Genomic DNA, 13,325 nt, shown 5'->3' with positions numbered 1-13,325 from the left:
TTTGATCCCCTTTCAACCTGGGATCAGGGTCAGACTTGCAGGTAGTCCAGGATCCCTTCGGCGGCATTGCGGCCTTCGAAGATCGCGGTCACTACCAGGTCAGACCCGCGCACCATGTCGCCACCAGCGAAGATTTTCGGGTTGCTGGTCTGGTGCTTGTACTGGCCTTGTTCCGGGGCCACGACACGGCCCTGGCTGTCGGTCTGGATCTCGAACTGCTCGAACCACGGTGCCGGGCTTGGACGGAAACCGAAGGCGATGACCACGGCGTCGGCCGGAATGATCTCTTCGGAGCCCGGGATCGGCTCGGGGCTGCGACGGCCACGGGCGTCCGGTTCGCCGAGACGGGTCTCGACCACCTTCACGCCCTCCACGCGGTCTTCGCCAACGATGGCGATCGGCTGGCGGTTATAGAGGAACTTCACGCCTTCTTCCTTGGCGTTCTTCACCTCTTTGCGCGAGCCGGGCATGTTGGCTTCGTCACGACGATACGCACAGGTCACCGACTTGGCGCCCTGGCGGATCGAGGTACGGTTGCAGTCCATCGCGGTGTCGCCGCCGCCGAGGACCACGACCTTCTTGCCTTTCATGTCGACGAAATCTTCCGGCGACTTTTCAAAGCCCAGGTTGCGGTTGACGTTGGCGATCAGGAAGTCCAACGCGTCGTAAACGCCCGGCAGGTCCTCACCGGCAAAGCCGCCCTTCATATAGGTGTAGGTGCCCATGCCCATGAACACGGCATCGTATTCGGCGAGCAGCTGCTCCATGGTCACGTCTTTGCCGATTTCGGTGTTCAGGCGGAACTCGATACCCATGCCGGTGAAGACTTCGCGGCGATTGCTCAACACGGTCTTTTCCAGCTTGAACTCGGGGATGCCGAAGGTCAGCAGGCCGCCGATTTCCGGGTTCTTGTCGAACACCACCGGGGTCACGCCGCCGCGCACCAGCACGTCGGCACAGCCCAGGCCCGCCGGGCCCGCACCGATGATCGCGACACGCTTGCCGGTCGGCTTGACCTTGGACATGTCCGGACGCCAGCCCATGGCGAACGCGGTATCGGTGATGTACTTCTCCACCGAACCGATGGTCACCGCGCCGAAACCGTCGTTCAGGGTGCAGGCACCCTCGCACAGGCGGTCCTGCGGGCACACCCGGCCGCAGACTTCCGGCAGGGTGTTGGTCTGGTGGGACAGCTCGGCGGCGGCGAGGATGTTGCCCTCGGCCACCAGCTTGAGCCAGTTGGGAATGAAGTTGTGCACCGGGCACTTCCATTCGCAATACGGGTTACCGCAACCCAGGCAGCGATGGGCCTGGTCGGCCGAATGCTGGGGTTTGAAGGGTTCGTAGATTTCCACGAACTCTTTCTTGCGTTGACGCAACAGTTTCTTCTTCGGATCTTTGCGCCCGACATCGATGAACTGGAAGTCGTTATTCAGACGTTCAGCCATGTTAAAACCTCATCAAACTCTTCAGGCGCATATCACTGCGGGTTGGCACGGATGCTGGAAAGCAACGATTTCAGGTTGGCAGCCTTGGGCTTGACCAGCCAGAAACGACGCAGGTAATCATCGAGGTTTTCAGCGAGGTTACGCCCCCATTCGCTGCCGGTCTCCTCGACGTACTCGTCCAGCACGTGCTGCAAGTGGTTCCGGTAGGATTCCATGGCTTCGCCGCTGATCCGCTGGATCTCGACCAACTCGTGGTTGACCTTGTCGACGAAGGTGTTGTCCTGGTCGAGCACGTAGGCGAAACCGCCGGTCATGCCCGAACCGAAGTTGTAACCGGTCTTGCCCAGTACCGCGACAAAGCCACCGGTCATGTACTCGCAGCAGTGATCGCCCGTGCCTTCCACCACGGTGTGGGCACCGGAGTTACGCACGGCGAAACGCTCACCGGCCGTACCGGCGGCGAACAGCTTGCCACCGGTGGCGCCGTACAGGCAGGTGTTGCCGATGATGGCACTGTCCTGGGTCTTGTAGACGCTGCCTTTGGGCGGAACGATGACCAGCTTGCCGCCGGTCATGCCCTTGCCTACGTAGTCGTTGGCGTCGCCTTCCAGGTACATGTGCAGGCCGCCGGCGTTCCACACGCCGAAGCTCTGGCCCGCAGTGCCCTTGAAGCGGAACGTGATCGGCGCCTTGGCCATGCCCTGGTTGCCGTGCTTGCGCGCAATTTCGCCGGAGATGCGTGCGCCGATGGAACGGTCGCAGTTGCAGATATCCAGGGCGAATTCGCCACCAATGGCGTCGTTGATCGAGGAACCGGCCATCTCGACCATTTTCTCGGCCAGCAGGCCTTTGTCGAACGGCGGGTTGCGATCCACCTGGCAGAATTGTGGCTTGTCTGCAGGGATGTGATCGCTGCCCAACAACGGCGTCAGGTCCAGGTGCTGTTGCTTGGCGGTCTGGCCTTCGAGGATGTCCAGCAGGTCGGTGCGACCGATCAGCTCTTCCAGGGAACGCACGCCCAGCTTGGCCAGCCACTCACGGGTTTCTTCGGCGACGTAAGTGAAGAAATTCACCACCATGTCGACGGTGCCGATGTAGTGATCCTTGCGCAGCTTTTCGTTCTGAGTGGCGACGCCGGTGGCGCAGTTGTTCAGGTGGCAGATGCGCAGGTATTTGCAGCCCAGGGCGATCATCGGCGCGGTGCCGAAGCCGAAGCTCTCGGCGCCGAGGATGGCGGCCTTGATCACGTCGAGGCCGGTTTTCAGGCCACCGTCGGTCTGCACCCGCACTTTGCCGCGCAGATCGTTGCCGCGCAGGGTCTGGTGGGTTTCCGCCAGGCCCAGTTCCCACGGTGCGCCGGCGTACTTGATCGAGGTCAGCGGCGATGCGCCGGTGCCGCCGTCGTAGCCGGAGATGGTGATCAGGTCGGCATAGGCCTTGGCCACGCCGGCGGCGATGGTACCGACGCCCGCTTCTGCGACCAGTTTCACCGAGACCAGGGCCTGCGGGTTGACTTGTTTCAGGTCGAAAATCAGCTGCGACAAATCTTCAATCGAGTAGATGTCGTGGTGCGGCGGGGGCGAGATCAGGGTCACGCCCGGTACCGCATAACGCAGCTTGGCGATCAGGCCATTGACCTTGCCGCCCGGCAGCTGGCCGCCCTCACCGGGCTTGGCGCCCTGGGCCACCTTGATCTGCAGCACTTCGGCATTGACCAGGTATTCCGGGGTCACACCGAAACGGCCAGTGGCAACCTGCTTGATTTTCGAGCTCTTGATCGTGCCGTAGCGCGCCGGGTCTTCACCGCCTTCACCGGAGTTGGAACGCGCGCCCAGGCGGTTCATGGCTTCGGCCAGGGCTTCGTGGGCCTCAGGGGACAAGGCACCGAGGGAAATACCGGCAGAGTCGAAGCGCTTGAGGATCGATTCCAGCGGTTCGATTTCGCTGATGGCCAGCGGCGTATCCAGGGTCTTCACCTTGAACAGGTCGCGGATCATCGACACCGGGCGGTTATCCACCAGCGCGGTGTATTCCTTGAACTTGGCGTAGTCGCCCTGCTGCACGGCGGCTTGCAGGGTGCTCACCACGTCCGGGTTGTAGGCGTGGTATTCGCCACCGTGCACGAACTTGAGCAGGCCACCTTGCTGGATCGGCTTGCGCGCGCTCCAGGCTTCGGCGGCCAGGGCTTTCTGTTCGGCTTCGATGTCGACGAACCGCGCACCCTTGATGCGGCTCGGCACGCCACGGAAGCTCAGCTCGCAAACTTCTTCCGACAGGCCGATGGCTTCGAACAGCTGCGCGCCACGGTAGGAGGTGACGGTGGAGATACCCATCTTCGACAGGATCTTCAGCAGGCCCTTGGTGATGCCCTTGCGGTAGTTCTTGAACACCTCGTAGAGGTCGCCCAGTACTTCGCCGGTACGGATCAGGTCACCCAGCACTTCATAAGCGAGGAACGGGTACACCGCCGAGGCGCCGAAGCCGATCAACACCGCAAAGTGGTGCGGGTCGCGGGCGGTGGCGGTTTCCACGAGGATGTTGGAGTCGCAGCGCAGGCCTTTTTCGGTCAGGCGGTGGTGCACCGCGCCGGTGGCCAGCGAAGCGTGGATCGGCAACTTGCCCGGAGCGATATGACGGTCGGTCAGCACGATCTGGGTACGCCCGGCGCGCACGGCTTCTTCGGCCTGGTCGGCGACGTTGCGCACAGCGGCTTCAAGGCCGAGGCTCTCGTCGTAGTTCAGGTCGATGATCTGGCGGTCGAAACCCGGGCGCTCCAGGGTCATCAGCGAACGCCACTTGGCCGGGGAAACGACCGGCGAGCTGAGGATCACGCGGGAGGCGTGCTCAGGCGACTCCTGGAAGATGTTGCGCTCGGCACCGAGGCAGACTTCCAGGGACATCACGATGGCTTCGCGCAGCGGGTCGATCGGTGGGTTGGTCACCTGGGCGAACTGCTGGCGGAAATAGTCGTACGGCGTACGCACGCGCTGGGACAGCACGGCCATCGGCGTGTCATCGCCCATGGAGCCGACCGCCTCGTAGCCTTGCTCGCCGAGCGGGCGCAGCACCTGGTCGCGCTCTTCGAACGTGACCTGGTACATCTTCATGTACTGCTTGAGCTGGTCGATGTCGTAGAACGCCGAACCGTGGTCGTTGTCTTCCATGGTCGCCTGGATGCGCAGGGCGTTCTTGCGCAGCCATTGCTTGTACGGGTGACGGGACTTCAAGCGATTGTCGATGGCATCGGTGTCGAGGATCTGGCCGGTTTCGGTGTCCACGGCGAGGATCTGCCCAGGGCCTACACGGCCTTTGGCGATCACGTCTTCCGGCTTGTAGTCCCACACGCCGATTTCCGAGGCCAGGGTGATGAAACCGTTAGTGGTCGTGACCCAGCGGGCCGGGCGCAGACCGTTACGGTCGAGCAGGCACACCGCGTAGCGACCGTCGGTCATGACCACGCCGGCCGGGCCGTCCCACGGTTCCATGTGCATCGAGTTGTACTCGTAGAATGCACGCAGGTCCGGGTCCATGGTCTCGACGTTCTGCCACGCAGGCGGAATGATCATGCGCACGCCACGGAACAGGTCGATGCCGCCGGTGACCATCAGTTCGAGCATGTTGTCCATACTGGAGGAGTCGGAACCCACACGGTTGACCAGCGGGCCGAGTTCTTCCAGGTCCATCAAATCGTTGGCGAACTTGGTGCGACGGGCCACGGCCCAGTTGCGGTTGCCGGTGATGGTGTTGATCTCGCCGTTGTGGGCGAGGAAGCGGAATGGCTGGGCCAGCGGCCATTTCGGCAGGGTGTTGGTGGAGAAGCGCTGGTGGAACACGCAAATGGCGGTTTGCAGGCGCTCATCGCTCAGGTCTGGATAGAAGGCGGTCAAGTCCGCCGGCATCATCAGGCCTTTATAAATGATGGTCTTGTGGGAAAAACTGCAGATGTAGTGGTCGGCATCGGCGGCGTTGGCCACGGACGAGCGACGACGGGAGGTGAACAGCTTGATCGCCATATCCTGGTCGCTCAGGCCGTCGCCTGCGATGAACACTTGTTCGATCTGCGGCAGGCGCTCCAGGGCCAGGCGGCCGAGCACGCTGGTGTCGATCGGCACTTTGCGCCAGCCCACCAGCTGCAGGCCGGCAGCGACGATCTCGCGGTTCATGTTCTCGCGAGCGGCTTCGGCTTTGGCCGGGTCCTGGTTGAAAAACACCATGCCCACGGCGTACTGCTTGGGCAGGTCGACCGCGAAATGCTCTTTGGCGACCGCGCGCAGGAACTGGTCGGGCTTTTGAATCAGCAAGCCGCAACCGTCACCGGTCTTGCCATCGGCGTTGATCCCACCGCGGTGGGTCATGCAGGTCAGGGCCTCGATGGCCGTTTGCAAAAGGGTATGACTGGGCTCGCCCTGCATATGGGCTATCAGGCCGAAACCGCAGTTATCCTTGAATTCATCGGGTTGGTACAGACCTGCTTTCATAGACACTTTCTCACCAGGCTGCCTCTTATATCGAGGCAAATTTCTTTTCAATTCAACCGGTTACCTTCCACGCCGAACGTACGCCGGCTTAGCGGGGGCAAAAGGGAGGTCATTGTACACACCGACACGAACGCTCACAAATTTAGCGACGAAATGTCGCAAATCTATGTCGCATTTATGAAAGGTTTAAAGCGATATGCTGTGCTAGTCAAAACTTTTTTAATTCTGACCGCTACGACTCAAAAGCTACTGTAACGCAGACACCACAAAGCGCGCGGCCTGGAGGGGCTGCACGCCTTGCGATCTTTTTTGAGGTGCCGGGAGGGCGGCCTGGGTAAGGCCGCCGGATCTTCAGCGAGTTGCTGCCAGTTCTTGTTGAACGCTGGCGACAGTGCGAGGCCAAGGTTTACCAGCCTGAACCTTCGCTGGCAAGGCTTTGATGGCGGAATCAGCTGCGGCACGGCTTGGGAAGCTGCCGTAGGTGATCACGTAGAGAGGCTTGCCGTTGAGCACTTTCTTGAAATAACGGTATTCGCCGCCCTGCTCTTTCACGAACGCCTGGGCGTTCGCTTCGGAGCTGGTGCCGAGGATCTGCACGACGAAGTTGCCGGTGGGCTGGCTGCTGTACCAGCTGCTGCCGGCCTTGGCGACGGTGGCTGCCGGTTTTTCCGCCGGTTTGGCGGCTGGCGCCGGAGCCGGCTTCGCCACTGGCGCCGCAGGCTTGGCAGTGGCCACGGTCGGTGCCGGGGTCGGCTTGGCGGCTGGCGCCACAGGGGTCGCTGGCGTACCCGCGGGAACGCCCGCAGGTGGCGCAGTAGTGGTCACGGTCGGCGGTGTGGCGCTGGAGCCTTCCACCGGCACACCGTCGTCGCCTTCGGAGATACCACCGGCTTCTTCGGCGAGCGGGCCACGCATCACCGGCTGGCCCACCATCGGCAGGTTGGTCGGCTGACCGGAATTGGCGAACTCGACATTCGGCGTGGGCTTGCCCAGTGGCAACTGCGCCTGTTCGGTTGGCGCACCGGCGGTGGTCGGTGCCTTGCTGCGACCCGGAATCAACCAGGCGGCGGCAACCGCAACCACGACAACGGCGGAAATTGCCAATACGTGCTTCTTAGGCATAGTGAACCCCATCTTTGGACGCTTGACCGCAGAGCGGCTGGCAATCATGGCTTCGATCATGGCATCGCGGGCGACCTGGTTGATGGTGCCAGGCCAGCCGTCGGAGCTTTCGTGAATATCAGAGATCTGCGCAGCGGAGAAAAGTTCGATGCCCTGCCCTGCGCCTTCGAGGCGTTGAGCCAGGTATTCCCGGGTTTCGTCCTCTTCGTACGGCTGCAGTTCGATAACGTGGAACAGCTCCTGATCACCGCTGATCTGCTCCAGATCGGCGATCAACGACGATTCACCGAACAGGAACACATGGGGGCGACCTTCCGGCGTGCCCGCCGCCAGCGCCAGCAGCGCTTCCAGGGCGGATTCGTCGAGCTGCTCGGCGTCATCCACCAGCAGGTAGACTTCCTGGCCGGTCAGACCCAGTTGCACCACCTGCTTGAGGATCGCATTCGGCTCGGCAGTGGCGACGTCCAGCGCCTGGGCTACCTGACGCAGCACGCCCGCCGCATCACCGGCACCACGGGCCGACACCACCACGCTCTGTACGGACTGTTTGTTGGTGCTGGCCACCAGGGCCTGGCGCAGCAAGGTCTTGCCGCTGCCCAACGGGCCCGTGACGACCAGCAGCAGTTGGCTGTAGCGCGCGAGATGGTGCAGTTGCCCCAGCACCGGCTTGCGCTGGGCCGGGAAAAATTTGAAACCAGGCACCCGTGGAGCAAAAGGGTCGTGGCTTAACTGGTAATGGCCGAGGAACGCCTCGTCGGCATGCAAACTAGTCATCGGGATCTTATTAACCTTTCAGCTGAGCCAGGGCGCGGTAATCCGCTCCCAGCGTGGCCTGTAAAATCTCTTTCGGATAATCGTCGGTCACCACCGCTTCGCCCATATGGCGCAACAGCACCAGTCGCAGGCGACCGTCGATCACTTTCTTGTCTATTGCCATATGTTCGAGGAAGTCCGCCTCGGTCATCTCTTCCGGCGGGATAACCGGCAAACCGGCACGCTGGAACAGGCGAATACCGCGATCACGCTCCTGGGCGCTGATCCAGCCCAGACGTTGCGACATCTCCAATGCCATCACTGTGCCAGCCGCTACGGCCTCTCCATGCAACCACACACCATAGCCCATGTGGGTTTCGATCGCATGGCCGAAGGTGTGGCCCAGGTTCAAGGTGGCCCGTACACCGGACTCCCGTTCGTCGGCGTTCACCACCAACGCCTTGGCGGCGCAGGAGCGGGAAATCGCCTCGGTGAGCGCCACCTGGTCGAGTGCGCGCAGGGCGTCCACATGTTCTTCCAGCCAGGCCAGGAAGGGTTCGTCGCAGATCAACCCGTACTTGATGACTTCCGCCAGGCCCGCCGACAGTTCCCGCGGTGGCAAGGTGTTGAGGGTCGCGGTGTCGATCAGCACGGCCTGGGGCTGGTAGAACGCGCCGACCATGTTTTTGCCCAGGGGGTGATTGATGCCGGTCTTGCCGCCCACCGACGAATCGACCTGGGACAACAGGGTGGTCGGCACCTGGATAAAGTCCACGCCGCGCTGGTAGCAGGCCGCTGCAAAGCCGGCCATGTCGCCGATCACACCGCCGCCCAGGGCAATCACGGTGGTTCGGCGGTCATGGCGCGCGGTCAGCAGGCCGTCAAAGATCAGTTGCAGGGTTTCCCAGTTCTTGTGGGCTTCGCCATCGGGCAGAATCACGGAGATCACTGAGTACGCCGCCAGGCTGCGGCTCAGACGCTCAAGATACAGCGGCGCGACCGTCTCGTTGGAGATGATTGCCACTTGCCGCCCGGCAATGTGCGGGGCCAGCAATTCGGGCTGGTCCAGCAGACCTTCGCCAATATGGATCGGGTAGCTGCGCTCGCCTAGATCGACCTTAAGTGTCTGCATGTGTCCCCGCGTTGAAGATGTATTGACGACCGGTAACGTCGAGATCAGACGTTGCCTGATGGCTCTACGCCACACCCCGCAGGGTGATAGCGCGCCGCCGAGGATAGCGCATTTCGGGCCTGGCTTTAACGGGGTGGCAGCCGTTGCAGGCGCTCGAGAATGTCGAGAACCACCATCCGAGGCGGCCGCTCATCGGTTTCCACCACCAGATCGGCGATTTCCCGATACAGCGGATCGCGCAGCGCGAGCAGGTCGCGCAAGGTTTTTTCCGGGTTCGCCGTGCGCAGCAAAGGACGATTGCGATCACGAGCGGTACGCCCCACCTGCTGCTCGACCGACGCATGCAGATAGACCACCCGACCACCGGCATGCAGCGCCCGCCGATTTTCATCGCGCATCACCGCGCCGCCGCCGGTGGCCAATACCACGCCATCGCAGCCGCACAGCTCGGCAATCATCGCCTGCTCGCGGTCGCGAAAGCCCAGCTCGCCTTCCTTATCGAAGATCCATGGGATATTGGCACCCGTGCGCAATTCAATTTCCTTGTCGGAATCTTTGAATGGCAGGCGCAGCTCTTTGGCCAGCAATCGGCCGATGGTGCTTTTTCCAGCCCCCATCGGTCCTACAAGAATCAAATTTCGCACAGAATCAACGACTCACAGCAATCGCCTGGTTATTCATAATACGCGGAGTCAGGAATACCAGCAGCTCGGATTTTTTCTCCGCCAGCACATCGCGCCGGAAAAGGCGGCCAAGATACGGCACATCGCCCAAAAATGGCACTTTATCTACCACTTTGCTTTGGGTATTGGAGAAAACCCCGCCGATGACGATGGTCTCGCCATCCTTGACCAGCACCTTGGCATTCACCTCGTTTTTCTTGATCGGCGGTACGTCATTGAGTTTGTTGAGATAGTCGGGCTCGTCCTTGGTGACCTTGACCACCATGATCACATGGTCATCGGGGGTGATCTGCGGCGTGACCTCCAACGACAGGGACGCCTCCTTGAACGACACCGAGGTAGCACCCTGGGAGGTGGATTCCTGATAGGGAATTTCGGTGCCCTTCAGAATGCGCGCGGTTTCCTTGTCGGAAGTGACCACCTTGGGCTGCGAGACGATTTCGCCATTGCCGGTTTTCTCCATGGCGGTCAGTTCCAGGTCCAGCAGGAGGTTATCGGTGATAAAGGCGATGCCCAGTCCCGATGTACCCGTGAGTGAACCCAGGTCGACAAATGGCGAGCCGGGCACGTTTTCCGGCGCCTGGGCACCGTCCGGCAAAGGCTTCTGGATCCCCCCGGCAGCCCAATTCCCGCGAGTGAGCCGCCCACCCCAGCGCGCGCCCAGGCTTTTGTCGTAGTCGACATTGGCCTCGACAATCCGCGCTTCGATCATCACCTGGCGCACCGGCACATCCAGTTGCGCCACGATCCGCCGCAACTCTTCCAGGCGCTCGCCGGTCTGGAAGGCAATGATGTTATTGGTGCGGTCATCCACTGCGACTGAACCACGCTCATCGGTCGTGCCTTCAAAGCCGCTCACCGACTGAAACAGCTTGGCCAGGTCTGCCGCCTTGGCATGGTTGACTTGCAGTAGCTCACGGCGCAGCGGCGCCAGGTCGGCCATCTGCTTGCGCGACTCCAGCGCCAGCAGTTCCCGTGCAGCCAACTCCTCGGCCGGCGCCACCAGCAGGACACCGGCCTTTATCCGTTTATCCAAGCCTTTGGTTTGCAGCACCAGGTCCAGCGCCTGATCCCAGGGCACGCCTTTGAGCCGCAGGGTGATAGAGCCCTGTACGTCATCGCCGACCACCAGATTGAGGCCCGCCACGTCGGCAATTTGCTGCAAGGCAGCGCGTAGTCCGATGTCCTGGAAGTTGAGGTTCAACTTTTCACCGCTATAGACGCCCGAATCCGCGCTGCCGGGAGGCGGTAGCTGGATCAGGTCCACACGATTGGGCACAGCAGCAGCCATCGGTGCCGTGAACGCTATCCATAGCGCCACACCGAAGGACGAGAAAGTCCTTTTCATTGTTTGATTCCGTTATGAGTTGACGTTTAGCACGAGGGTTCGCGGACGCTCCAGCCATCCCCCCTGTTCATCGGGAAACAACTCGACCAGTTCGATATGGCCGTCATGAATCGCTGTAACTCGACCATGGTCCGGCCCCAGATAGTCGCCGACTGCCAGGCGATGCACGGTCGAGGCCTGGCGCAGCAAGGCGAAGGTCTGCGCCCCACGGGACAACGTGCCGACCATCTCGAACTGATCCATTGGGTGGCCTTCCAAGGCTTCCCGCGGGCGAGCGAGGTCCGGCGCAGCGGCCGTCCGCCCTGGCGCGCGGTCGACTTGCAGGGCAATGGGCTGGAACGGATCGCGAATACCAGAAGCACCGTATACAAACGGTTGCCCTTGCATGACAGCCGCGTCCCGCTTGATGCCTCGTCGCTCATGCCAGTACGTCTTGGTCAGCAGATCAAGGCGCAGCAGCTTGCCATCCCGCCTTATGGCAATGTCGTGCGCCGTGGCGATTCGCGAAAGGCCGCCCAGGGCACTCACAAAGGTCGCCAGGTCGTGATAGGTACCGGTGACGCCGATGCGAACGGGCTGTTCGTGATAGAACGACCTAGACAGCTTATCCAGCGGAGTGACGCTCTCAATCACCAAACCGTTGGCCAGCGCCATCCTGGCGATGTCCTCAAGAAAGCCGGGCATTTCGGACTCTTCGGGCATTTGCTGCAAAAGCCCGCTGACCTTTTCCTGCATAAGCTGGACCTGGCGAGCCCGCTCTTCAAGGTCCGCAGCCAGGACGGCTTTTTCCGCAAGTTGCTGCTGCAAGCTCACTTCCTGCACCTCGACCTCGCGCAAGCGCTCCCGCGACGGGCTGAGGTACACAAGGTCGCCCACCAACAGCACCACGCCGGCCAGCGCACAGCCCAACAAGATCCTGCCAGGTAAGGGCCATTTGGCAGCATTGTGAGTCAGCGCGGAAAATTCGAGCCTGGGCCGGCTCATGGCTGGGCCTCGGAAGATTCTCCCTGGCGCACCATCAACTGGAATTCAGTGTTGCCGCGAGCGCCTTCGGTTCGTACATGCTGCAGGCGAGTGGCGTGGGCGCCTTCGGATGCCTCCAGGCGGCGCATCAGTTGGGCAATATCCTGGCTGGACTCAGCACTGCCGCTGATACTCACCGTATCGCCTTTCGCCACGACCTCATGCAAATGCACACCGTCGGGCACCGCACGGGCCAACTGATCCAGCAGCTGTGCACCGGCGGAGCGATTATCGTGCAGGTCCTGCACGACTTTCATGCGCTCCGCCAGTTGCTGGCTTTGCACCTGGAGGTCGTCAATGGTCTGGATGCGCGAGTCCAGGACGCCGACGTCCTTGCGCACATGATCGTTTCGCGTCACCTGCCGGTCGATCGCCTGGTCGATCACCTGGTCCGCCAGCCACACCGTCGCGAGCGCGACACAGGCAAACGCCACCAGCAGTATCAGGAAATATTTACGCCTGCGCTCCGCCAGCGCCTGGCGCCAAGGCAAAAGATTGATTCGTGTCATCCAGCGAAACTCCTCAGGGCCAACCCGCAAGCGACTCCCATCCCAGGGGCATCCACGATCCACTGGGCACCATCGACTCGATGACCCGGCGTGAAGCTGGCGAAATCCTGACGGCAAGCGCGCGCCAATGCAAACCCTTCGACATCCACCACCCTGGGCACCAGCCCCGCCAGGGCCAACACGGCTTCACGGACCTCGACGTGCTCCTTCAGACACGCGGCCAGCAACACCTCGACCCGCGCGGGATCCTGCGTCGACGGCCCCTGGACCTGAAAGTCCAGCGCCACCTCGTCCAGCGGGTAGGGAATGTATTGCTCTGCCTCCACCTGGATCCTCCGGGCCATTTCGTCGTCGCCAAGCCCCGCCTGCATTTCAATGACCCGTGTAATGACCGAAGGACCGGAAACGGCGACCGCCGCCTGCCTGGCCGACGTGCGCAGCCGGGACAGCGCCGTGTACAGCGCATGGCCTATGCCTTCCAGGTCCAGCCAGACGCCGTCGACCACCGCCTGGGCCGGCAGCGCCTGTGTGGCGTAGCCCTGCACGGTGTAACGGTTGGCTGAACAGTTCAGCTCTACCAGCCTGATCCCTGCCTCATTGATGTCGACGCCAAGGACGGTGTCGACTTTGCGCCTGAAAAATCCCTTTCCCATAAAACTCCCCAAAGCTTTGCCTGTCTTAACGCCTGATTGCCGCCGGAAGCCCTGCATTCGGTCGACTTGTTGAGCCGGCGCGAATGACGCCCCAAGGCGAAAAATGCTTTAATGCCCAGCGTTTTTCCCCGCTTTTTATCTGCAGCTCGGGTCGATCCATCGTTTGCCATGCATGC

8 protein-coding genes and 1 pseudogene are annotated in these 13,325 nt (G+C 61.8%); all 9 read right to left on the bottom strand.

Features of this window, described 5'->3' with window-relative positions:
* Positions 1 to 29 precede the first annotated feature (29 nt).
* A complete protein-coding gene (locus J1N02_RS15685; protein ID WP_027605000.1) occupies positions 30 to 1,448 on the bottom strand; it encodes an FAD-dependent oxidoreductase in 1,419 nt (472 codons plus the stop codon).
* Between the two features lie 32 nt (positions 1,449 to 1,480).
* Positions 1,481 to 5,926, bottom strand: a complete 4,446-nt coding sequence (gltB, locus tag J1N02_RS15680) for a glutamate synthase large subunit (protein ID WP_027605001.1) — start codon at positions 5,924 to 5,926, stop codon at positions 1,481 to 1,483.
* A 351-nt stretch (positions 5,927 to 6,277) separates the two neighbouring features.
* Complete coding sequence (locus J1N02_RS15675) at positions 6,278 to 7,822, bottom strand: SPOR domain-containing protein (protein WP_027605003.1); 1,545 nt, start codon at positions 7,820 to 7,822, stop codon at positions 6,278 to 6,280.
* 10 nt (positions 7,823 to 7,832) lie between these two features.
* On the bottom strand, positions 7,833 to 8,933 hold the full coding sequence (gene aroB / locus J1N02_RS15670) for a 3-dehydroquinate synthase (RefSeq protein ID WP_027605004.1): 1,101 nt from the start codon (positions 8,931 to 8,933) through the stop codon (positions 7,833 to 7,835).
* Positions 8,934 to 9,058: 125 nt separating this feature from the next.
* The gene (aroK, locus tag J1N02_RS15665) at positions 9,059 to 9,577 is read right to left on the bottom strand and encodes a shikimate kinase AroK (RefSeq protein WP_003171222.1); all 519 of its coding nucleotides are present in this window, start codon (positions 9,575 to 9,577) and stop codon (positions 9,059 to 9,061) included.
* A gap of 4 nt (positions 9,578 to 9,581) precedes the next feature.
* A pseudogene (locus J1N02_RS15660) lies at positions 9,582 to 10,847 on the bottom strand (type IV pilus secretin PilQ); the annotation flags it as partial.
* 129 nt (positions 10,848 to 10,976) lie between these two features.
* On the bottom strand, positions 10,977 to 11,948 hold the full coding sequence (locus J1N02_RS15655; protein ID WP_169899229.1) for a pilus assembly protein PilP: 972 nt from the start codon (positions 11,946 to 11,948) through the stop codon (positions 10,977 to 10,979).
* On the bottom strand, positions 11,945 to 12,496 hold the full coding sequence (locus tag J1N02_RS15650; RefSeq protein WP_092489395.1) for a PilN domain-containing protein: 552 nt from the start codon (positions 12,494 to 12,496) through the stop codon (positions 11,945 to 11,947). The genes J1N02_RS15655 and J1N02_RS15650 overlap by 4 nt, the downstream gene beginning before the upstream one ends.
* Positions 12,493 to 13,149: a type IV pilus biogenesis protein PilM gene (gene pilM, locus J1N02_RS15645; protein ID WP_027605008.1), complete on the bottom strand. Its 657-nt coding sequence runs from the start codon at positions 13,147 to 13,149 to the stop codon at positions 12,493 to 12,495. Before pilM ends, J1N02_RS15650 begins: the two co-directional genes overlap by 4 nt.
* Between the last annotated feature and the right edge of the window lie 176 nt (positions 13,150 to 13,325).

Source organism: Pseudomonas sp. NFX5 (assembly GCF_049132125.1).
Lineage (GTDB): Bacteria > Pseudomonadota > Gammaproteobacteria > Pseudomonadales > Pseudomonadaceae > Aquipseudomonas > Aquipseudomonas marginalis.
This window is presented reverse-complemented; position numbering and strand designations above follow the sequence as displayed.